The 22,002-nt window shown below is 66.0% G+C and carries 21 protein-coding genes; 5 read left to right on the forward strand and 16 right to left on the reverse strand.

Annotated features, from left to right (window positions below):
• Position 1: 1 nt before the first annotated feature.
• From KU893_RS15655 to KU893_RS15665, 3 genes are read right to left on the reverse strand one after another with little or no spacing between them, the layout of a single operon-like run.
• Positions 2 to 1,063, reverse strand: a complete 1,062-nt coding sequence (locus KU893_RS15655) for an ArdC-like ssDNA-binding domain-containing protein (protein WP_218235307.1) — start codon at positions 1,061 to 1,063, stop codon at positions 2 to 4.
• A complete protein-coding gene (locus tag KU893_RS15660) occupies positions 1,063 to 2,598 on the reverse strand; it encodes a putative type IV secretion/conjugal transfer ATPase (RefSeq protein WP_218235308.1) in 1,536 nt (511 codons plus the stop codon). Before KU893_RS15660 ends, KU893_RS15655 begins: the two co-directional genes overlap by 1 nt.
• Positions 2,595 to 3,002, reverse strand: a complete 408-nt coding sequence (locus KU893_RS15665) for a hypothetical protein (protein ID WP_218235309.1) — start codon at positions 3,000 to 3,002, stop codon at positions 2,595 to 2,597. The genes KU893_RS15660 and KU893_RS15665 overlap by 4 nt, the downstream gene beginning before the upstream one ends.
• Positions 3,003 to 3,046: 44 nt before the next feature.
• On the opposite strand from KU893_RS15665, the gene KU893_RS15670 reads away from it, so the two are divergent.
• On the forward strand, positions 3,047 to 5,878 hold the full coding sequence (locus KU893_RS15670; RefSeq protein ID WP_218235310.1) for a UvrD-helicase domain-containing protein: 2,832 nt from the start codon (positions 3,047 to 3,049) through the stop codon (positions 5,876 to 5,878).
• Between the two features lie 42 nt (positions 5,879 to 5,920).
• Entirely contained in the window at positions 5,921 to 6,634 is a 714-nt protein-coding gene (locus KU893_RS15675) for a hypothetical protein (protein WP_218235311.1), read from the forward strand.
• Between the two features lie 70 nt (positions 6,635 to 6,704).
• Here the strand turns inward: KU893_RS15675 and KU893_RS15680 are convergent, their stop codons facing one another.
• Positions 6,705 to 8,504 carry a hypothetical protein gene (locus KU893_RS15680; protein ID WP_218235312.1) on the reverse strand — a complete coding sequence of 600 codons (1,800 nt, stop codon included), beginning with the start codon at positions 8,502 to 8,504 and terminating at the stop codon, positions 6,705 to 6,707.
• Positions 8,505 to 8,664: 160 nt separating this feature from the next.
• Here KU893_RS15680 and KU893_RS15685 point away from each other — a divergent pair, with 160 nt between their 5' ends.
• Positions 8,665 to 8,886: a hypothetical protein gene (locus KU893_RS15685; protein WP_218235313.1), complete on the forward strand. Its 222-nt coding sequence runs from the start codon at positions 8,665 to 8,667 to the stop codon at positions 8,884 to 8,886.
• A gap of 26 nt (positions 8,887 to 8,912) precedes the next feature.
• Here the strand turns inward: KU893_RS15685 and KU893_RS15690 are convergent, their stop codons facing one another.
• From KU893_RS15690 to KU893_RS15715, 6 genes are all read right to left on the reverse strand, one after another.
• Positions 8,913 to 10,379, reverse strand: coding sequence for an SCO6880 family protein (locus tag KU893_RS15690; RefSeq protein ID WP_218235314.1), 1,467 nt, complete (start codon positions 10,377 to 10,379; stop codon positions 8,913 to 8,915).
• Complete coding sequence (locus KU893_RS15695; protein WP_218235315.1) at positions 10,376 to 11,680, reverse strand: TrbL/VirB6 family protein; 1,305 nt, start codon at positions 11,678 to 11,680, stop codon at positions 10,376 to 10,378. Before KU893_RS15695 ends, KU893_RS15690 begins: the two co-directional genes overlap by 4 nt.
• Before the next feature lie 25 nt (positions 11,681 to 11,705).
• Complete coding sequence (locus KU893_RS15700; protein ID WP_191279889.1) at positions 11,706 to 11,978, reverse strand: DUF6112 family protein; 273 nt, start codon at positions 11,976 to 11,978, stop codon at positions 11,706 to 11,708.
• Between the two features lie 96 nt (positions 11,979 to 12,074).
• Complete coding sequence (locus tag KU893_RS23325; protein ID WP_344771643.1) at positions 12,075 to 12,248, reverse strand: DUF6349 family protein; 174 nt, start codon at positions 12,246 to 12,248, stop codon at positions 12,075 to 12,077.
• Positions 12,215 to 12,748, reverse strand: coding sequence for a DUF6349 family protein (locus KU893_RS15710; protein ID WP_218235317.1), 534 nt, complete (start codon positions 12,746 to 12,748; stop codon positions 12,215 to 12,217). Before KU893_RS15710 ends, KU893_RS23325 begins: the two co-directional genes overlap by 34 nt.
• Entirely contained in the window at positions 12,745 to 13,035 is a 291-nt protein-coding gene (locus KU893_RS15715) for a DUF6112 family protein (protein ID WP_218235318.1), read from the reverse strand. The genes KU893_RS15710 and KU893_RS15715 overlap by 4 nt, the downstream gene beginning before the upstream one ends.
• Before the next feature lie 494 nt (positions 13,036 to 13,529).
• On the opposite strand from KU893_RS15715, the gene KU893_RS15720 reads away from it, so the two are divergent.
• Together KU893_RS15720 and KU893_RS15725 are read left to right on the forward strand one after the other, a co-directional pair.
• Complete coding sequence (locus tag KU893_RS15720; protein ID WP_218235319.1) at positions 13,530 to 15,962, forward strand: hypothetical protein; 2,433 nt, start codon at positions 13,530 to 13,532, stop codon at positions 15,960 to 15,962.
• A gap of 55 nt (positions 15,963 to 16,017) precedes the next feature.
• Positions 16,018 to 16,446: a hypothetical protein gene (locus tag KU893_RS15725; protein ID WP_218235320.1), complete on the forward strand. Its 429-nt coding sequence runs from the start codon at positions 16,018 to 16,020 to the stop codon at positions 16,444 to 16,446.
• Between the two features lie 517 nt (positions 16,447 to 16,963).
• Here the strand turns inward: KU893_RS15725 and KU893_RS15730 are convergent.
• From KU893_RS15730 to KU893_RS15755, 6 genes are all read right to left on the reverse strand, one after another.
• On the reverse strand, positions 16,964 to 17,875 hold the full coding sequence (locus tag KU893_RS15730) for a M23 family metallopeptidase (RefSeq protein WP_246592696.1): 912 nt from the start codon (positions 17,873 to 17,875) through the stop codon (positions 16,964 to 16,966).
• Between the two features lie 187 nt (positions 17,876 to 18,062).
• Entirely contained in the window at positions 18,063 to 18,731 is a 669-nt protein-coding gene (locus KU893_RS15735; RefSeq protein ID WP_218235322.1) for a hypothetical protein, read from the reverse strand.
• A 29-nt stretch (positions 18,732 to 18,760) separates the two neighbouring features.
• Entirely contained in the window at positions 18,761 to 19,741 is a 981-nt protein-coding gene (locus KU893_RS15740; RefSeq protein ID WP_218235323.1) for a ParB N-terminal domain-containing protein, read from the reverse strand.
• Entirely contained in the window at positions 19,734 to 20,591 is an 858-nt protein-coding gene (locus KU893_RS15745; RefSeq protein WP_218235324.1) for a serine/arginine repetitive matrix protein 2, read from the reverse strand. Before KU893_RS15745 ends, KU893_RS15740 begins: the two co-directional genes overlap by 8 nt.
• The gene (locus KU893_RS15750; protein ID WP_218235325.1) at positions 20,588 to 20,950 is read right to left on the reverse strand and encodes a hypothetical protein; all 363 of its coding nucleotides are present in this window, start codon (positions 20,948 to 20,950) and stop codon (positions 20,588 to 20,590) included. Before KU893_RS15750 ends, KU893_RS15745 begins: the two co-directional genes overlap by 4 nt.
• A complete protein-coding gene (locus tag KU893_RS15755; RefSeq protein WP_218235326.1) occupies positions 20,947 to 21,852 on the reverse strand; it encodes a bifunctional DNA primase/polymerase in 906 nt (301 codons plus the stop codon). Before KU893_RS15755 ends, KU893_RS15750 begins: the two co-directional genes overlap by 4 nt.
• Positions 21,853 to 22,002 lie beyond the last annotated feature (150 nt).

The raw sequence follows: 22,002 nt of genomic DNA on the forward strand, positions 1-22,002 counted from the left end.
GCTAGATCCCCAGTGCTTCGCTCGTCTGGCGTCGAGCGGCTGGCGCGTCGACTGCAGGGGTTCCTCGCTGGGCGCCGATGGAATCTCTGTCGAGGCCCGGTGGCGTGCCGTCGCCGATCTTGGCCGTCGGGAGGCTGTCGAGGATCTTCAGCGATGCGGCCCGCACCCTGTCCGCGGTGGCTTGAACGACCTCGACCGGAGACTTGCCCGGGACATCGCTGGCCCAAGTCGACACGTAAGGGACCGTGTAGCTCGACGTGTCGAGTCCGTGTGCAGCGCCGACCATGAGAGCGACCGACTCGGCTTCCACCTCCGCCACGCCGCGGTGCATGACTGCATCGATGTTGTCGGGTCCGTGGAGCAACACGTGGCCGAGTTCGTGGGCCAGCGTCTTCACCTGGGCGGCGTCGTCCATGTCCATCCGGATCGACACCTCATGGGTCAGGTAGTCGGTGAGGCCGTTCGCGCCGCCGATCGACCGGGAGCTCGACACCAGTCGGAGCTCGAAGCCGGCGGCAACGATCTGGTTGGCGAGACCGTCCCAGAGGCCGTCGGGTGCCAGGCCCTGTAGGAGCGCGGGCCGCGGAGGTTCGGGAATCGGATCTCCCTCGGTTTGGGAGATGTCCCAGACGTGCGCGGGCTTTAGCCCGATCAGCCGAGATCGAACGGATTCACCCCACTTTGGCTTCTCGCCCCGCGCGAGCCGCCGCCACGACTCCGGGTTCTCCGGGCTGGCGGAAGCGAAGCGAGCCGTGACTGGCGCCAGGATCGCGTATCCGCCCTGGCCCTTCATGACATGGCGGTTGAGGCTGAGCCACTGCTTGAAGCCGGCGACGTACGTCGGGACCGGGCTGGGCACTCTGCACTCTTGGTACGCCGCGTTGTGCTGGCTGTAGATCAGGAGAGTGTTGTTGAATGACCGGGACCGGAATCGCGCTGCGAACTCCAGTGCGCGGCGCCAGTCATCGCCCGTCACCAGGGCACTGACCGAGTCCGTGAGCTTCTGATGGAGTGCGTCGAGCTTTGCTTCGCGCGCCTCGACGTCTCGTGTCTGCGTCCGCATTACTGGCCTCCGTCCGTCGTTGCCTCACCAGCGAGGTGTCCGGGCGGAGCCGTCGCGTTCATCCGGCCGGTCGTGTCGAAGAGCTCGAGCTCTGCCGGGTGAAGCTGGTGCTGGACGACGAAGGACCTGTGCTTGATCCGCCACAGCCCCTGGCCAGTCCCGAGCGTCGGGAGCAGCGACTGCTCGGTGCCGGTCAGCCCGAGCGCAGACGCCGTCGACCCGAGCTGATCTGATTCCTGGCGATAGACAATCCGGGTCTCGGCATTCGCCAGCAACGAGGAGGCGAGCGCTCTCATCGCGCTGCCCTGATCGCCGACGTTGTCGAGGTCAGACAGCTTGTGAAAGATCAGCATGTTCGCGATCCCGTAGTGCCGGGCTAGACGCCAGTGCGCATCCATGCGGCGCAGTAGCGCCGGGTGCGACATCAGGCGCCACGCCTCGTCGTACACCACCCAGCGCTGCCCGCCGGAGGGGTCGAGAAGTGCCGATTCCATCCATGCCGACGCGCACGTCATGAGCACCGAGATGAGCGTCGCGTTCTCGGTCACGCGAGAGAGGTCGAGCGAGATCATCGGCAGAGTCGGGTCGAAGCGGACGGTGCTGGGACCGTCGAACAACCCGGCGAGATCGCCGGCGACCAGGCGCCGCAGCGCATGTCCGACGAGTCGGCCGTCTTCTGCCAGGCGTCCGTCAAGGTCGTCGCCTCGGTCGGGTGCGAGCAGCCGCTCAACCACCATCGGCAGCACAGGGACCGGTGTCGAACGCACGGCGTCGGCGAGTGCGACGTCGATCGCGGTGTGCTCGAGCGGCGTCAGCCGGCGGTCGAGAACCGTCTCTGCGAGTGCACCGAGCAGATCGCGTCGACGCGCGGTGACCTGCGCCTGCCATTGGGCATCGTCGAAGCCAGGTGGCCGATGGCCCTCGTCGAGCGGGTTGAGGCGGTTGGCCATGCCATGCCCCAGAGCGATTGCTCGGCCGCCGACAGCTTCGGCGACCGCGGTGTGTTCGCCCTTCGGATCTCCGGGCACGTACACGCGGCGGCCGAACGGGATCGACCGTGTGTAGAGGCTCTTGGCGAGTGCCGACTTGCCAGAGCCGACGATGCCGGCCAAGACGAGGTTTGGCGCCGTGATCATGCCGCGGGCGTAGAGCACCCACGGGTCGTAGACGAACGAGCTGCCGCTGTAGAGATCCTGGCCGACGAAGACCCCGTCGCTGCCCAGACCGCCCTCGGCGAGGAACGGGTACGCGCCCGCCAATGTCGCCGAGGTGTCCTGATGGCGGGGGATTCGGAGTCGGCCCGGTGTGCGGAGCGCCGCCGGACCGGGCTCGCCAGACCTGGGGAGGAGAACCGTCGCCTTCCGTTCGGCCGCCAGAACGTCGGCCTTTGCGCGTGCTACCGCTTTGCGCGTGCTGCGGTCCTCGTCCAGGCGGGACTTGGCAGCCGCGCGCCGCTGTCTCCGGACGCGTCGTCGCTCCCGGCCCGGCGATACCAGAACGGCGCTGTGGAGTCGGCCGTCCCGCCAGCCGCTCACAGCGACAGTCCGTGGCTGACGGCGGATTGCGCCGTGCCGTCTGGGATCAGCTGGTCGGAGCGCGTGTAACTGATGCGCGACTCGGCGCTGTGCGCGCTGCCGATCGACTCGGCGACCTGGTGCAGGATCTCGCCCGCACGATGGAGCTCCCACGACACTTGGTGTGCCGCTGCGCGGCCAGCGCGGGAGTCGCCGGCTACCCACACGCTGTCCTTCGCCGCGGCGTCGTGGAACGACCCGAGCTGATGCAGGGACTGACTCAGCGACGCGACCGCGGAGGTTAAGGATCCGAGGACGGAGTAGATCTGACGAGGATCATCGATCGAGCGCGTCGCGTGCGCGAGGCCTCGGAGCGCGGTCTGGACTTCGTCGGCGTCAGCAGCCGGATTCTCGAAGGTGGGCATCGGGGTCTCCTCGTGACGGATGGGTCACGAAGGAGGTGGTCCCGATGCGCCGCGGCGGGCGTCGGCGTGGAGGGCGGCGGGAGGCGGTTTTGCCACATCTGTCGGACGGTTCTGCCAGTCTTCAGGTGATCGGCGGATTGCAGCTTTGCCGACAGGTCGAAGGAAGGCGATGGGGCGTGATCGGCGGGCGGCAACTGAACTCGTGGTCCCCGTCGTTCTGGGCGCGGCATCTCGGACGCGCGCCTTACTGGACTCTCGGAGTTGTCAACCAGCACATCAGCGTGATGACGCCCACGGGACTCTCCACGGTGCACGTCGCCGAACATCAGAAGCTGACCTTCGAAATCGGATCGATCTGGGCACGGATGTCAGCCCCGGAACTTGGGATCCTGACCCCACTCCCGGGCCTTTCGAAGCGAGCCCTGTCGGAGTACCAGTCGTGCGTCGCAAGCCAGGTCAAGGAGTACGAGGAAGCGCTCGATCTTCAGCCGGTGCTGGACGCGCTGCTCGGTTGGTGGACGGGATTCCACGCCGAGACCGGTGAGGGCTGGGCCAACCGGCGTTGGCTCCCAGAAGAGTTCATTGTTGAGTGGGAGTCTCGACTCACCCAACTGCGCGCGATGTACCCGCTCAGCGCGGCCCAACGCCGCCTATTGGAGGATCGCGCCGACGTGGCGCAACGACCGGCATTGCAGACCCTCGACGGGGCTTGGTCCGTCCGCAGCCAGGTCGCGGCTCAGAACGATGCACTCGTGGACGTCGAGCTCATCGACGAACGAGCCTTCTTCGATCGGATCGAGAAGACGCCCCTGACCGAGGAGCAGGCTCGGGCAGTCATCTGCTTCGACAATCGAGTGCAGCTCGTCGCATCCGCCGGCTCTGGCAAGACGTCGACGATGGTTGCGAAGGCCGGATGGACAATCCGAAAGAACCTCGCGAAGGCCGACGAGATTCTGCTGCTCGCTTTCAACAAGTCAGCCGCCGCAGAGCTTGGCGAACGATGCGATAGGCGGCTAGCGAACGCGAACATCTCGGCCGCCGGCCTGCGCGCGACGACCTTCCACGCCTTCGGCCTGAAGGTGATTGGGGAGGCGACCGGAGCGAAGCCTCGGCTCGCGGCGGGCTTGGATACGGACAACGGAGTTCCGCTGCTCGCGGACGTCGTCCGCGCACTTCGACGTTCGTCGGCGGAGTTCGCGGCCAAGTGGGCGCTGTTCCAGAACGTGCTCGGCGTACCTATGACGGGGGACGCGGAACCTGAACCTGACGCCTGGGATCCGCAGAAACGGCGGAGCGGCTACCGAGACCTCAACCTTGAAGTGATGAAGAGCGCCGGGGAGCGCGCCATCGCGAATTGGCTCATCAAGTCGGGCGTTGAGTTCGACTACGAGCGTCCATACGAAGTCAACGTTGCGGACGCGCAGCACTCGCAGTACCGGCCCGACTTCTTCTATCCCGCCGCTGGTGTTTACCACGAGCACTGGGCGCTGGTGGCGGGCCAAGCAGAGCCGCCGGGCTTTGAGGGCTACCTCCAATCCAGCGCTTGGAAGAAAGGTGTGCACGCCGCCAATGGGACGGTGTTGATCGAGACCGCAGCACGAGACCTCGCCAACGGCAGCCTTTTCGAAAGCCTCGAGCGTCAACTGCGTGCACGCGGGATTGAACCGGACTTCGACCCCGACCGAGCGGTCCCTGGAACTCCGCTCCTGACCGATCGGGAAATGTGCAACCTCTTCCGTACGTTCCTCGCGCACGCGAAGAGCAACCGCCTCGGCGACCGCGACCTTCGCGCCCGGGTCGCGACGGGACGCAACGGAGCGCAGGACCTCCGCGAGACGCTTTTCCTGGACCTCTTCGACGAAGTCCGGCGCGAGTGGGACCGCCGCCTGCAGGACGCCAACGAGGTCGACTTCGAGGACATGCTGAATCACGCCACGGACCTCGTCGAAGCCGGCAGGTGGACGTCCCCGTATCGCGTTGTCCTCGTCGACGAGTTCCAAGACGCCAGCCACTCGCGCGCGCGGCTGGTGCAGGCATTGGTTAGCCGACCGGATCACTTCCTGTTCGCCGTGGGAGATGACTGGCAATCGATCTATCGCTTCGCGGGTTCAGACATCTCCGCAATGACACGGTTTGAAGCCACCTTTGGTCGCGGTCATGTCCTGCGTCTTGAGCGAACCTTCCGCAGTTCCCAGCAGCTCAGCACCTTGGCTGGCGACTTCGTCATGAAGAACCCGAGCCAGTTGAAGAAGACGGTTCGCTCGGAGCGGTCCTGTGTGGCACCTCTGGCGCTTGCGCTTGTCGACAGTGATGCAGGAGTCACTGGCGCGATCGACGAACGGCTGCGTGAGCTCGCAACTGTCGCTGCGGACGGATCTCGCAGGACGGTCAAGGTCCTCGGACGCTATCGGTACGAACAGGAGCTCGTCCCGCGCACCCGCTATCCGGGCCTCGACGTTTCGTTCCAGACTGTGCACTCGTCGAAGGGACTCGAAGCAGATCACGTCATCATCCCGGGACTAAGCCGAGGCGGGTTTCCCAGCACCAAGGAGGACGACCCGTTGTTGCGACTCGCACTTCCGGAAGGTGACGAGTTTCCCCACGCCGAGGAACGACGGCTACTCTACGTCGCGCTCACGCGGGCACGAGAGACGGTCCTCCTCATCGCCAGGAACGGCCGCGAGTCTGAGTTCGTAACCGAACTGCTTGGCGACGGCGTCGTCACGTTGCTCGGCGACGCTGCGTCCGGAGAGGCGCCCGAGCCCTGCCCAGCCTGCGGCAAGGGGCTCATGGTCTTGCGGCAGGGCAAGTACGGCCCGTTCCTGGCCTGCAACCGGTTCCCTGCATGCACGTCGAAGCGTCGGATTGCATCGTGACCATGAGCGTCGCAATGTCGAGAAGGAACACAGGAGATGTCCATGTCCAAGCGTGAGGACCGCGAGCGGGCGCGAATGATGTCCATGCTTCCCGAAGAGGGTGTGGTGGCCGCAGAGATCTTTGCTGCGGCGTCGAAGCTCGGCGACTCTGGCGATGAAATCACCCCGGAACTCGCGGCGCTCGCCAGCCAAGTGGCCGGCGCAGAGGCAGCGGGGCGCTGGCTCAAGGCTGGGCACTCGATGGACGACTGCGGCCTGGTCCGTCGTTTCTATGAATATGTCGGACAGCACATCGCGAGCGATGTCGGCTCTGGCGGCCGGCTCCACGGCATCACGATCGCCGATGACGACGACGAATCGTCGGGCCGGACGGCCGACAGCCCAGACACCATTGCCAGGGGGATCCGATACGAGCCCGCATTGGATTCAGATCCGACAGCCCTGATCGGCACGGCGGGCGGATTCATCGAAGGAGGATGGGACGCGTTCCGGACCTCGCGGTACTCCACGAAGACCGACGGGACATGGGTCCTGAATCATTACCCGGCCGACGGCGTGCTGGCGCTCCACTTCATGGGCGGGAACTTCTCCGGGTTCGCCGAGATATTCAAGGACGACATCGCCTCGGCGCGGGTTGCGGCGAAGGGCCTCAACATGGTCGTCGAGGTGGTCGACTGCAACGGCCGAACTATTACTGCGGTGGGCCCAAGGAAGCGGCTCCGCAGCATCTTCGCGCAGCTCGGCCACCCTCTGTAGTGCCGATCCGTTGGACTTGTGCAGCTCGCCGGCGCCGAGAACGACGGACGAGTCTGCGGCCACGAGAACGTCAGACGTCGAACTCGTCGTGAGTGGCGACGCGGGCGAGTTCGAATTGCCCATTCGGGAGCGCCCAGTAGTGAATGCGCCGTGCTGACGGAGTGTTCACCTGGAGGCTCGCTCGCCAGGCGATTGCGCCGTCATCCCTGACGCGCACCGGATCATCACCGCCCGTGCCTGTCCTGAGGTGGTGCACCTCGCGGCTCGGAATCTGTGGCGCGAGGCCGGTGACGATCTCGAACACGACGTCCGCCACCTTCTCCTCCTTGATTCCCTCAAGGCGGGCGAGGGACTCGAGGAACCGCTCGCCCACGACGAAGTCGGGAAGCGGACGCTCACTTTGCTCGCTCGGCAGGGTGCGCCGGGCCCACTGGGTCAGAACCAGATAGCGGAATCCACGCTCCGGGTCCGCGAACTGAGGAGGTGCGTCAACCGCCGGGCCCGACTTCACGCTGCCGGCCTTGCGAAGACGCGCACGAGCAGCCTTGAGGTCGTTCTCCGCGCGGTTCGCGCGACGTTCCGCCTGATCGAGGAGATACCGGAGCTGGGCGCGTTCATCACTCGCCGCTAGTAGTTGGTTCCGTACATCCTCGCGCTCGACCTTGAGTTGGCCGACCTCTGCAACGAGTCCGTCGATCTTCAGCAAGAGACTGCGAGTCGACCCTGGCGTCTGGGCGGCTGCAGGCAGAGCATTGCCCGGAGGTGGGCCCGGTCGCGGATGGCTTCGGTCGAGGAAGGAAGGACTCGGCGTGACGCGGAAGGACGTCGGCGCCGTGGGCGTCTTGTCGGTCAGATCCGCGGGTTCCGTGAGTCGAAGTGTCGGAGGCGCAAGGGGTTCCGGCTCCTCGGCTCGCAGCTCCTCAGATTCCTCGGTCAGCCACGGTGGACCGCCCGGAAGAAGCGACGGGGGCTCGACGATTGGCTCGTCATCGTCGATGTCGCTCAGTACGAGGCCCCACTGTGGCCCGGTAGCGGACACACGGGCCGGGATGACTTCCCCGACAGTCATCAGGGTTCGCAGATCGTCGGCCGGGTTGTCCGTGACGTCTCGGCGAAGGACCGTCACCGTGACCGCGGGGCTCGTGGCCTTCGGATAGAGCAGGAACTCGGCCCTACCGCTTCGTACGGCGGCCACCTTCGTGAGGACCACGTCGCCTACCGCGTACGCAGCCAGGGCGTCGCTGCTTGGGCGGAGACTCTTCGTAACGTCGATTCGGTTGCTCTCGCGATCGTACGAACCTTCGATCCGCTGGCCCGCAGTCACGATTCGATCGATGGACACATCCTCGACCGTTAGCTCTTCAGCGATGGACGCGGGGAACAGATTGCCGACGTCGACCAGTGCTCGACCCGCGACGGTCATCTTCACCGCACCGCTGACATCACGAAGTTCGCGCGCGGGAAGCGCTTGAAGGAGCCCTGCGGAGGCGGCCATGCGCAAGGTGTCGGAGATGAGCTGCTGAGTAGCGCGCTCACCGTCCTTTGCATCGAAGGCAAAGCGCAGCGGCGACTTGGCCAAGTCCGAGGCCCACGCGTGCCCGACGGGGTAGACGCGCCCGGCACCGCCGTACACCTGGGTGCCGTCTGCCATCCGGTTCGAGAACTCCCAGGTGAAGGGCCCAGTCGGCATCAGAAAGACCTCAGCCAGGTTCCCGGACTCCCGAGCAATCTCCTCGACGTCGATCCACGGCTCCGTACGTCCGGCGGGGATCGTGACAACCACAACCGGTCGCCGGCGCGAGTTGCCGTTGAGTAGTTCCGCGAGCGCAATCGCGGAGCGCTCGTCGTTGATGTGCTGGATGCCGGCCACGTTCGCAGCGTATGGACGTGCACCGACAGAAGTGAGCCGAATGGCCACACCAGGCAGCAGCGGTGGAGTCTGCCGTGCAAGTGTGCGGAAGCTGTGCCAGCGCGCCACCGACGGCTCTACGCTCGGACCTTGAGCTAGCGGCTGCGACGGGGTGATGTGCGTGACGACGATCTACACGACCAACGAATGGTCGGGCTACGGCAAGCAGAACTACTACTGGAACGAGTACCGCCTCGAAGGCGGCGAAGTCGTCAAGTACAAGTGCCACCGCCAGAAGTTCTTCGACGGTGATGAGAACACTTGGTCGCGCGACGAGCACGTCGAAGAGTCGTGGGCGACCGACGACCCGAACATGCCCGACTGGTTGAGGCAATACATCTGAGGTCTGGTGCTCGCCGATCTGGTGGTTCAGACCGAACGGCACACGGGGAGAGCGGCCGCAGAGAAGGCCTGCGCCTGTTGGCCCCACAGCCGTCGCGTCTCGCATGACGCCTGGATCGCGGCCTGCTCGATGTCTGCGACAGCCCGCTCGAGCTCGTCAAGATCCTGAGCGCTGACCGCGATGAGTCCGGTGGTCCGCAGGATGCCGTGGCCAGCGGTCAGATCGGCTTCCTGCTGGAGGACGTCGTTGAACTCGGCACTCTGCTGCGCGTCCTCGATCTGGCCGATGCGCTGCCGCTGGGCGGCATCGGAGATGTACTCGGTCTTCTTCTTGCGGATGTCGCGCGCCGCCTGGTCGGTCCGCAGCGGCGTGTAGATCAGGCTGAACGTGCGCCGGACGCCGGAGGAGAGCAGCACGGGTGCGAGGAACCCGGGGTACACGAGAGAGCGTGGCCACTCGCTGATCCACAGGACGCAGTGGTGGGCGGAGTCGCTCCGCACGCTGGACCAGTTCTCGCTGACGGCGACCGGTCCGGCGGTGGCCAGGTCGCGGCCAAGTTCCCCGTGGCGCTCCAGCGCTCCGGCAACGACTGGGTCGTAGGCCGAGCGGAGGATCACCGCAAGGTCCCCGGGCTCGAGCCAGTCGGACGGGGCGAGGTCGGCCGCACGCAGGGCAGCGGTCATCGTCGCCATCTCCTGGCGCAGCACGGCCGCGGCGCCACGGTTGCCGCCGCCGGCTGCCTTGATGGCGCGGGAGGCCGACTTCATGTCGAGCGAAATCGACACGGTGCTGGCGTGGCGCTCGCCGGCGGGTCCAGCCCGTTCGATGAGTTCGCCGTACGTCGTCGAGCTGAAACTCTCATCATGAGCGCCGTGCTGGGACCACCACTCGGCCAGACCCTTGCCCGAGTCCGGCAAGGTTCTCTCCATCACCTGCACGGATGCGATGCGACCCGATCGGCAGGCGGTCGCCAGCACCCGACCCCAACTGGTGACGCGCCGCTGCTGCTCGATCGGGTCGAGCAGGATGAACGCTGGGTGGGTGACGCCGACGACCGCGGTGAGCGTGGCGCGATGTGGGTCGTGGATCATGACCGCGCCGCTTTCGGGATCGTGCCACTGGCGCAGTCGGGCCGCGTCGCCGGGAAGGGCCAGCGTGCCGGCTGGGCGAGGCTTCACGACGCGGCGGCGGAACAGGAGTTGCCCTCCGGTGGAGCGCCACAGCCAGCGGCTGACCACGGGGAACCACCCGACCAGCTTCCTGCCGCCGACGCCCACCCACGCGAGAGCGGCGGAGACGGCCATGACCGGCAGGGCGTACGCGAGCGCTCCTCCGCCGCCGGAGTAGAGAGCCAGAACGAACACGATCGCGCCGAAACCGACCACGAAGAGTTGGGATCCCGACAGGCCGAGGAGGACACCGCGGCGCGTGAGCCGCGAGAACTTCACTGGAGACAGCTCGTAGTCGCGCGGACCAGCAGCCGACGCCGTCATCGCCCGCTCCTCGTTCCGTTCGAACCCGCTGGCACGGCATCCGCGACTTGGGGCGGCATTGGCGTACTCGACGGCGCAGCCTGTTCGGATGCCTCGACGTCCTGGGCAGCCTGGTGGCCGGCTGCCGCACCAATGCGTGGTCCAGCGGCAGACGCCTCCTTCGCGACCACAACGCCGCCTGCGATCGCGCCGCCCGCAGCTGCAGCTCCGCCGCTCGCCGCTCCACCGCTTGTGGCTCCCGACGCGCCGCTCGATCCACCTCCACTCGGTCCGGCGCTGGCCGGAACCGGTAGTGCGCCGCCACCTGAGCCGCCCGTACCGCTAGAGCCCTCCAACACCCGCGGCGGCTGCGACATCGGCTGACGGTTCATGGGAATCGGTAGCGGGCGGTTGAGGGCCCCCTTTGCTTCCTGCTCGGCCGACATCGCGTGGTACATGTCGAAGCCCATGAAGCTGATGGCCTTGTAGGTCATGTACGGCGCGAAGCCTGCGATGAGCATCAGGACCACGCCGGCGATGGGCTCGCTGACCGACTGGAGGTCGGCGTCGATTGGAGCCGAGACCTGAGCCGTCGCGAGCAGGAAGATCACGACTAGCACGACCTTGGACAGGATCAGTGCAATGACGAACTGGGCCCACTTGCTAAGCCAACCGCGCGTCTGGTCCCAGCTCGATCCGGCCAGAGCAATGGGCGCGAAGACGATCGCCACAAGCAGGAGTGCCTTCCTGATCAGCAGGCTGATCCAGACGATTACGGCGGCACCGAGGGCGAGCCCAGCGAGGAAGATCGTGAGGATCGCGCCTGCCCCTGGAGCCGCGACGTTGATGCCGACGAGGCCGGCGGTGAGTAGACCGATGCGGTCGCCCATCTCGCTCATGTTGGTGCCGGCAGCGTGAACGATGCCGATGCAGAGCTGGTCGGTGATCTCCAACGCTGAGGCCAGGAGCGCGAGGGCGACGAACGACCCGAGTATGGATTTGGCGAGGCCGAGAGCGGCCCGTGTGAGAGCCGCTGGCTCCCGTCGGATCATGCCGCCAATGACCTGGAGCATGAAGAACCCGAGCATCACGAACACCGCGACGCCGAAGAGGATGTTGTAGACCTTCGTGTACTGGCTGCTCGTGACGTCGACCATCGTGGTCGAGTCGAAGACCGTCCACACCGACTCGAACATCCACCCTGCAGCGTTCCCCATCGCCTGCGCGAGCCAGTCGAACGGCGCTGACACGAGGGCGCCGGCCGCCTCGCCCGCGACATCGCAGACGCCCGAGATCACGGGCACGTCGCATACGTCGACCATTGTTGCCTCCTTCGCCGGTGCTGGGTCAGACGGCCTGGCCGACGTTCCAGAAGAAGTTCACGAGCGCGACGGACGCGCCGGTGATGATCGCGGCGCCGAGCCCGACGAGTACGCCGAACTTGCCGCGTCCCGCCAGGTGTGGGTTGGACGAGTTGGCGCCGAGCGCCCACACGACCGCCGACACGATGAGGGCGAGGACGGCCAGGATCAGGCCGACCGTCATTGAAGCGCCGACGATGCTGCGTAGCTGACCGATGCCGGGCAGTCCATTCGAGTTCGGATTGATGTCGATGTCCATCGGGAGCAGCGCCACGACGTTGTGCAAGCCGATCTGAATCACGATTCCTCCAGAGGTTGATGGGTCTTCGGTGGTCAGGTGCTGGCCGCGATCCGTTCAGTCGCCCAGGCCGACGCCGGACGGCTCGTGCCGTCGCGTGAGCGCCGAGTCCGACAGGTCGTAGCCGGACCATGGCGAGCGACCGGGGACGTGGCGCGTCCCGGCGTTGTTGCGCTCGGTGATCACCGGCGCGCCGGTCACCTGCATCGCTTCCGGGTAGTGGTCGAGCACCCACTTCCTCGCCGTCTTGGACAGCCCTGGCTGGTCGACGGACCGCAGTCGAGCTGGGACCAGGGCAACTCGCGCCAGCGCGGAAAGACGTGGTCGTGCCATGCCTCGACTGCCGTGTTCTCGTCAGCGGCGAAAACGTGCCAGCCGTGGGGCTCGCAGATCGCTTGGTAGGTGAGTTCGCCGACGCAATGACACGTTCCGCGAGGTTCGCTGTGCTTCCACGGCTCGCACCGCAGATCGGCCGTGAACATGTCGAAGGCGTGGTCACCGACCTCGACGCCGCCGGGCACTGCGATGGCCCGATGCCACATTCGGTTCGGTCGCGATACGGAGTCGAGCTTGTGCAGGAACTGCCAGTGCGCGTACGCCGCGTCCAGGGCGGCAGGGGAGAAGTACGCCGTCGTGAAGTGGAGATGCGCGCCCGACCAGACGGGAGCAGCTTCGACGGCCGCCTCGTGCAACATGCCGTCGATGTCGAAGGCGAGCTGCTCGTCGTTCACAACTGCGCTCCGACGTCGAGCAGCCAGTTCGCCCACGCGAGTGCGCCTCCCGTGAGGGCGGCACCGCCCAAGGCGACGAACAGCCCTGTCTTTGCCTTGCTTGCGGCCTGCCAGCTTCCGCTCGATGATGCGACCGCCCACGTGGCGCCGCAGGTGACGACCATGAGCACGGCAATGATCAGGCCGTAGGTGAGCAGGGCTCCGACGATGGCTCGGAGTTGCCCCGACCCACCGACGGCACCGAAGTCGGGGCCAACGAGCGGAATGAGCGCGGAGATGAGCCTCATGCCGATTAGGTGGCCGTCGACCCCCGTGCATTGACGGCGTCGCCGGTGCACGCTTGTGGCTCTGGCGAATCAGGAAAATCTGTCGGCAGTTATCGCTAGGTTCTGGACACAGGAAGCCCGAGTCTTGGAAGGGGTCGAGGGTGGCGCGTCGATCGAGTTCAAGCCGCTGGTCCAGGCCTGCCACTGGCAAGCAGATCGCCGCGCTCAAATCGCACGGAAAGTACGACGGAAAGTACTACTCGATGGGGCGTGCCAGCCAAGCGATTGGGGGCTCGTCCGCGGGTGGGCGCCGCTCAGTTGGCGGCAACTCGAGCGGCGCTGCGTACTTCGGCCTGGCAGCCTCAGGACGGGGGCCGTCGACCTATTTTTCGACGCTGCTGGGTGCATCCGACGGCCTCGACGCGCTGCTCCAGCCTGCGCTCGGGATGGTTCCGGAGAGTCGGCTGGCCACGTCTGGCTCTGCGCCCACGAGCCTTCTGTCACAGGTTCTTGGAGTGCCGGACGATCTGGATTCACTGGTCCAGGCTGCGATGGATGGCACCAACGTAGGGCCCGGAGAAGATCCGGTTGAGTCTGTCCTCTACACGATCCGCTCAGATGACTCCCATTCCGCTGAGCCGCAAATTGTCGTGGAAGCCGAGGTAGTCCGCGATTCGGCATTCGAGGGCCTGCCATCCGTTCAGGTGCGCTTCGTGGGCAATGCGGAAGGAGTCAATGCCCTGGCGGGGGAACGCCCGCGTCTGCCTGGATCGGGCCCAACGCTTGGATATCGCCCAGCCTGGACGCCCGTCCTGGTGCGTACGCCGGCGGACCTTGCCGAGCAGATGCGAGTCCGGTGGCGTGAAGCCGTTGCAGAGTTGCAACAAGGCGTGGACCCCAGAATGGAGACGTTTCTAGCCGGGGTTGCCGGGATGGAGTCCGCCCTGGCAGTGCTCAGATCGAGTCAGTCCTCTGCTTCGAAGTTTGTGCTCCTGCAGGGGCTCATGGACCCCGACGGTGTGCTTCAGTTCGAAGGGCTCGGTCTGGACGCCGGCACCTTCGCGGAACAGATTCGCAAGGCAAGCGAGGGCGACGAAGATGCCCTGATTTGGCTGGCGGACGTCCAGCGCGAAGAAGTGCTGACCTCGCTCGCAGAGGTGACAGGCATCGACCTCGCCGCCGAGGCCGACTTCAGGCTGTCTCGTTGGCATCAGCAAGCGATGGCACTGATCGAGGGCGTGACGATGAGTGCGGACGATGCCGACTTCGAATTTTCGATGATCCGGTCGCTTCTGACCATGAGGGCGGACACGCAAGCGCGACGTGAGGAACTCCGGGCAAAGATTGCGGAGAATCAAGCGTCAAGTTCGCACGAGGCAGTCGAAAGTGCATTCAGTTCGATACTGAACCGGTTGGACTCTGACGACTCCTCCGACTCGTCAGGAGGCTATGGGATCCTCGAAGATTGGTTCTTCGAGGAAACGCGCAACTACCTCGAGATCAGGTTCCGGCAGTCTCTGCCCGGACAGTTCGCTACGGCTCTCGTGTCCCGTTCCGCCGACAGTGACGGCCATGCAGCACTAGTTGCTGAGGTGCGCAGGATGGCGCGCGAGGCGTCGGTCAACCCGATCGACTACGCGGAGCAAGTTGAGCCGGCCGCCGGACGCGGTCTCTTGTCGGGTCTGTATGGCCGGTCGTCTGGCAGTGATCGAGGCGCCGACCGCACGAAGAGGATTGTCCAGGCAGTTCGGTACGTGGTCGCTGAGGTCGATGCAGTTCGTGACGACGACCTTGGGACGCTGGTTGTAGCCCAAGAGGTGCTCGCCTATGCGAAGTGGAAGCGCGATGAGCTTCGTGCGGCGAAGCAGATGCAAGAGGCTGATCGCCGGAAGGCCGCGGCCGTCGAGCGAGCCAAGGAGGCGCAGCGGCGCTCTGATGCTGCCCTCCAGCGTAAGGAAGAAGAACGAACGATTCGCGATGCCGCGGGAGGCGTCGAGCGGGTCGTCCAGCAGTACGCGGAAGCATTGAGCCGTACGCCTCGCTCCATCGCGATTCAGGATCCCCTGCCGGAGTCTTCGCAGTCGGCTGCGAGTGCACGAGTGGAGAGGGCGACGGCCCGCGAGGCTGCTGCCGTCGATTGGCTGGCAGCTGCGAAGGAGCGCGAGGCCTGGGCAGTAGAGGAGGCAGCTGTTGCTGCCACGCCGGCCGTGAGCGCGCGCTTGGACGCTGAACGCGAAGCAGCTGTTTCGGAACAGACCGACGCGACAGCGGAAGTTCACGCAGCACGTGACGAGCAGCGGGATGCGGAGGCCGTCCTCACCCTCATCGCCGAGGCGCGATCCAAGTTTGAGGATCTGATCGGCCCTGTCCGTGATGAAAATCGAGGACGAGCGGAGGTTGAGTTCCAGCGCCAACAGCAGGAGAGGGCTCGGCAGGAGGAAGAGCGACGGCACAGGGCGGAGGAGTTCAGGAACAAGCAGGCTGCGGAACGAGAGCGGCAGGACGCTGCGAATCGCCGCCAGGAGGAACTCAATCAACGCCAGCAAGAGCGAGCCGCGGTTGCCAAGGATGCCCTCGCCCGAGAGTTGGAGCACCTACTTGGACTTCCGAGTACAGCCTCCGTGTGGCGGCGCAAGTCCCTCGCGGCGACGCGCGAGGCGTTGGAAGAGACGATCTCGAGACTGCAGGCCGAGATCGTGGGTCCGCTGGTTCCACCGCGCACGCGATCGAAGGTCTGGCCCAACATGTTGGGCAAGTCTGAGCGATACCTAGGAACTGTGAAGAAGCTGACGGATTACGGGGCATTCGTCTCGCTCCCCGCCGGCACGGACGGGTTGCTGCGTGCACCCGGGGCGAGCCTCTCAGTCACGGTGGGGCAAAGGGTGATCGTGGAAATCACGGATCTGCCTTACGGAAAGCCCATCGTTCTGAAGCTCGTCTCCGGCTAGCGCGTCAAGACGCGTAGGCGTTGATGTGTCGGAGGCTACGGCCACGATGCCTCGCATGCGAGACGGAGAACCGGGAAGCAGCGGGTACTGGATCGACGAACCGATGGGATGCCCTATCGGCGGCCCGTTCGATCTGTGGCGTCCGAACTACTTTCACGCGAACGGGGAGCTGCCCGACGACACCGCAAGGATGTACCCGTCGTTGGGACCGGAGACGGTGAAGGCGGTCGCCGTCGCGACGGTGACGCATGGCGCCGAACTGTCGGACGTGCTCACGGCGTTCGGCGATCACGGGCCGGAGGTGGAGCTGACTGTCGCCCATCGCTACTTCAGCCAGTGGCGCAAGCGGGTTGTCTTCATGCCTGACTCGATGCAAGACATCCCGCTCCGGCCGGCGCGAACCTCGCCCGAGCCGCTCGACGAGTTCCTGGAGGACTGGCGCAATAGCCGTGCGCCTCACCTAGCGCCCGAACGGGATCACTGAGTGACTCGTAGCAGCGACGGTGGATTCGAACGTCGTGGAATGCGGTGTCCGCAGCCAGGGACCCTGCGGTTCGAGCCATTAGTTGTGAAAGTGCAGGTCAGGCGGCCCAAATCGGTGCAATGATTGCCCGACCCCCGGCCCGACGACAGCGTCGGCATGGCGCGCTTCAAGGAGTTGGAATGGCCAAAGGTCATGAGTGCCCGAGCTGCAAGAGGAACACGCTCCAGCCTTACACGACGAATCAGTTGCGGTGCTCGAACTGCGGCACGATCGTGAAGAAGTAGCAGGAGCACGCCATGCCGACTGGGCGGAAGCACTACGTGATCCGGAAGGAGAACGGTCCTTCCTCACGGTGGGACGAGCCTTGCAGGTGCACCATCGGTTCAGACCACGACCCCGACGGATACCACATTTGGGACAGCGACTTCGAACGCTGGGACCGAGAGTCAGGACGTAGGAGCAACCCAAACTGCCCCGCCTGCGGCGGCACGGGCGCATGCGCCCTTTGCGACGACGACTAGTTCGGAACGGCCGTCCAGTGCAGGTGGTCGTAGTGCCCGCCCGTGACGCTGTTGGGGTCGTGCATCCCGCCGCCGTCGTACGGGCGCCAGCCTTCTGCCCTACGTGCGACTGACCAGATGCGCCCTTGCCAGATGAGGTACTCCACGCCGAGCGTCTCCGCGTTGTCTTTCATCCAGTTAGTGACCTGCCAGCCGTAGTCGAGCGCGTGGCCGGTTGCCGCCGTTCCGATGGAGTTCCCGAAAGTGCCGTCGCACGCACGGCCAAGAGAGTGCTCGGACGGGTCGCCTGGTCGGGGCGCCCAACAGGCCCAGGAGCTTTCAGGGAAGTTCGCCTGAACCTGAGCCAGGATGTGCGCGGTCCGCTCCGTGATCTGACCGTCCGACGTGGGGTCGTCAACGAGGTTCCCGGGGTTGCCGCCGTTGTATGGCGCCGCTGGCCCGCCAGCATCCGCACACCCGGCCTCTGATGCATCGGATCCGCTGTGGATGTCGATCGCTCCGTGAGCGGAAAGCCACGGCTCGGGGTCGATCGGAGCTGCGTTGGGGCCGCCGGGCCGGACCTCAAAGTGCAGGTGGGGTCCCGTCGAGTAGCCGGCCACTCCTACGTCGGCGATGTACTGGCCTGCGGTGACCATGTCGCCGACTGCCACGTGGATCCCGTCGGCGTACATGTGCGCGTAGCCGGTGGCGACGGTGCGTCCGCCCACCCTGTGCTCGATCAGGATGAGGTTCCCGTAGCCGGTCGCAGGGCCCGCCGAGACGACTCGACCGTCGGCCGCGGCCAGGATGTGTGTTCCCTCGGGTGCGGCCAGGTCGACGCCCGTGTGGAGCTTCGTCTCGCCGGTGACGGGATGGACACGAATCCCGAAGCCGCTCGTCTTGACCCAAGTCCCGGCGGGGAGGGGCATGACGACTCGCGAAGTCTCTGGGACTGGCGCAGTTGTGTTGCCGACGGTCGAGAACGCCGCCCTGGTCGTGGGAAGGCAGGAGGCTTGCGCGGCGGGGCTGAGAAGAGCCCCCAGAATCAGGAGGCAACTTGCAGGCCCCATGAGCACCAGGAGGAGCCCGCCGACTATCGCCTTGCGCATCCCCGCGTCACTCCAACGGATCGTCGAGCCGCGACAGGCGCAGGAGGTGGCACTCCGGGTACGTCGGCGCGCAGACGGCGAACACGGTGAAGGCAACGTCGTGCTCGCTTGTGACGTCCTCGCCTTCCCAGACGCCGGACCGATGGCGGACACCACGTACCGTCAAGGCCACCGTTCCGGGAGCTAGTTCGTCGCCTGCCTGCTCGAGTGCGATCGCCCATTGGTCGGGTACTTCGGTCGATGTCACTTCGATCCACTGCCGCGTTTCGTACTTGCGCAGCTCGAGCCAGATCTCCTCAGTCGGCAGGTAGTTGGCGATGTCCGCGACCAGGCCTGCCGACGACTCGCCGGTGGGGTCTGCGACCGCGACCAGGAGCTCTGTCGTGCTCGTGGGTGTCGTCATCTGTTGGGTGTCCCAGTTGAAGAGGACCTCGGCGACGCCTTGCGCGAAGGTTTCGGCGTCTGTGGCGCGGAGCGACACGTTGGTCTGCGGCTCGGCCCATGGGGTGGGCGGCGCAGCTGGCTCGTCGACGGCGCCCCGAGTGCCGTCGGATTGATGCCGATTGGCCAGGAGCGAGTACGTCGCGATGGCGCCGAGCAGAAGCACGGCGGCTAGTGCCACGACTAGGAGGCGACGCCACTTCACGTCGTTGATTTCGGGATTCCACGTCCACATGGCCGACCTCCTGATTTGCTCGTCCGCTGTCAGGTGGTCACGCAGGTCCGAGCCAGGTCGACGGCCTCGGCGAAAGCGTTGGTCTCCTGGAGGACTCGGAGGAAGGTCGACCAGTCGTCGTTGCTCGACTCGCGGGCGATCTCATCGACGTCGTAGTGCTTTGACCAGCCCTCCATCTCGCTCCAGACCATGCCGAATGACTTCACGGAGCGTTTGGCGGTCGCCGCGGCTGCTGCACGCTTGATTCGGTTCTCTTTGATCCGGCGCGCACGGTCGGCCCGTGCCTGCTTCAGCGTCTGGGCTATACGTTGGTCGAACTCAGGATTCGAGGGGTCGGCTTCAGCCGCCGCTACCACAGCGCGAACCCGCTGATAGCCCGGATCGACCGCTCCGCCGTTGCGGATCCGTTCGAGCTCGTCGTTGGCGACCCTGCGGACTGCGGCCGGCCGCTCGCGATCGCCGGCGATCCGTTCCATCTCGATGATCTGGTTCAACCGGGTGTACGACGCACTTCCCGTGATCATCTCGGCAGCCCGGCGCCTCGAGTCGCCTTCTCCTGGTCGGTGCGGTGCCGCCGATTCGGCGGCACCGTCCTGTGCCCCATCGCGATCGGTGTCTGACCCGAACTGAGTGGCCCGCTGCCGTCGGCTCGCGTCCTCCGCGATGATGGCGGACATCTCCTTGAAGAGCTGTGCGGCCTCGTACGCGGACAGCGGCTTGTGCGTCAGATTGTCGTCGCGCTCCGCGAGAAGTCGTGTCAGTTCATCGCTGAGGCCCGAACGAACCCAGACCCGAACTGTGGTCCATCCGAGACGACGGGCTGCTTCGAGCCGGCGGTACCCGCAGATCAGGTAGCCCTCAGGTGTGATCGTCACCGGTTGCAGCAGTCCGACCCGCTCGAGCGACTCCATCAGGGGGTGGAGATCGCCAGGGTCACGCCGATGGTGGTCGAACACCTGGATCGAGTCGATGCCGCGCTGAAGTTCGATGTGGCCGCGCGAGTCAGGCATGAACAGCCTCCGTCTCTGATGGCGCCGACGCAGCGATCGCTGAAGCGACCGCGCTGGATCCGAAGATCTCGGCGGTGCGTTCGCCGATGAGCAGGCGCTGAAGGATTCCCCTGCCGACCGCCGTGCGCTGGAGATTGGGGTTGTCGTGGCCGAGTACGGCGTGCAACACGCGGACCCACGCGTCTTGATCGATGTCGAGCTGGAGTCGGATCGACCGGTCGCGACGTAGCGACTCGAATGCGGCGTACTTGCTTCCGGTGCTGATCAGTCGAGCTGCGATGCACTCAAGGGCGAGGCGCGCCGCTGGCAGCGGCCACCCGGACTCGACGAATGCGGTCACGGCATCGTCGAGCGCGAAGAAGGCGTTGGTGGGTTCCGGGGGTGCCTGGTCGGCGTCCTGCCCCCGCGGGGGTGGTTCCTCGAAGTCGCTCACGTCGTCGTACGACCAGAAGGCGGGGTGGTAGTCGGCCAGGCTCGCCTCGTGCGCGTCGATGCGCTCGGCATCGTGGAAGTCGACGACGTCGTCGGTGCGGACCTGATCCGCCCCACACAGCAAGCCTCGCGCTCGCTCCTCGTAGTAGAGGTGCAGCGCCACCGAGTGAGTGATGACGGCCCACGGGTCACCAGCGATCCGCGCTGCCCTTGTCCGCATGACGTCCCAGGCGGCTGCCGCAGCTTCCGCCGGCTCCAATTGGTGCTTGATCGCCAAGCTGGCGTACTTGGCCGTTGCATAGGCGATGAGCTCGGCGGCGTCCGGATCGCGCTCCCAAGCTCCGTCGCCCTCGTAGTGCAGGTAGACGAGGAGCAGGCGCATGGTCTGGGGGTCCTCGAATGGATGGGGGCTGCTCATAGCTCGACTCCTCGTTCGACGGTGGGCGTGCTCGGTACAGGTCGCGCGATGGAACGTCGCGACAGTCGCTGTGCCGAACGGGCTGCCGCGCCGGGGCCGCGTCGCGCGCGGCGGGTCAACTCGGACTGCAGGTCGATCCCGCGCCGGATGAACTTCGAGCCGACGGTCGTCGGCAGTTCGCTCGGACGGACCCACGCGACGCTGGGCCGACCGAGGTCCTCCGGCGCGGAAGCGCCGCCTTGGCTGAGGGACGGGTCGCGGTGATGTGCGAGGGCGTTGACCTCCGCGTCCGCACTAGGTCTCGCGGAGGGTGGCTCGATCTCGCGGTCGAGGCGGCGCTCGTAAGGGTCGGTGTTCATAGCCGGACCTCCTCAACCGCTCGTGTAGGGCCCGACGGCTGAGCCGGTCCCAGTCGTGTGGCGATTCGGTACGCGGAGCGGATCGTCGTGGTCGCTTCGTGCTCAGGTAGCCCGGCCACCTTGGCGGCATCTCCGAGAACGTGTGCAGTCGTTGCGAACGGGAAGTTGGCCTCGGCCATGCGGCATGCGGCCCAGAACAGGCCTTCGTTTCGTCCGCCCTCCGGCCGGGAGGCAACCCAGTCCGCCAGCTTCTCCGGCCGATACGCATTGCTCGGGAGGTCGCTAGGAGGTCTGTGACGCCGCGGGGGATCAAGGAAGTTCCGCAGCGCCGCGCCGTTCACCTCGCGCGGCTGATGGTCGGCGATCGCCGCCAGTTCGTAGCGGCGATCGACCCCGTCGCGAGCGACGACGTGAGACGGGGGAGAGACGACGTAGCCGCCGTCACCTCGGAAGTCCACGTGGCTGCCGGGGAGCGCCCACGAGCGCTGTTCACCCGCGGACCATCGAAGGAAGTACGCATGGAGACCCCCGGATGGCGTTCGCACCTGCCAGGCCCAGTCCGAAACGATCCCCAGTCCTTCGGCGCGCGAGAAGGCCTTGTATCCGTCACCCCCTGAATGGACGTCCACGTCGACGACGTCCACACCGGACGTGGCCCCGGTTGGGATGCCGATGTTCGCCTCGGGCCACCGCTTCCACCAGGAGGCCACGACGCCGCGGTCGCTTGAGGCGTCGTGGAAGCCATGGGGAGTCAGCGGGTGCTTTTGACCGGGCGCACACGGAAACGCCGGGATGCCGTTGTCGGCCAGCATGGTGGCTGCGGCGGCCAGTGACACATCTGCGCTGCAGACGGCCTGGACGAGCTGAGGCGACCAGCGAGGTGTGGCGGTTGAGCGGCTCATGCCAACCACGCTGCACCTTGGGGGGCACCAATTTGCGCCCCTCCAAACCCCGCCCCTCCTCGGGACGGGCGCCCCTGTCAGAACGCGTTTGTGCAGGTCAGGAGTGGGCCCCTCCGAAAGTTGAAAAAGTTTCGGCTCGAGGCTTGCGCC

The sequence above is a fragment of the Nocardioides daeguensis genome (assembly GCF_019192965.1).
GTDB classification, from domain to species: Bacteria; Actinomycetota; Actinomycetes; order Propionibacteriales; family Nocardioidaceae; genus Nocardioides; species Nocardioides daeguensis.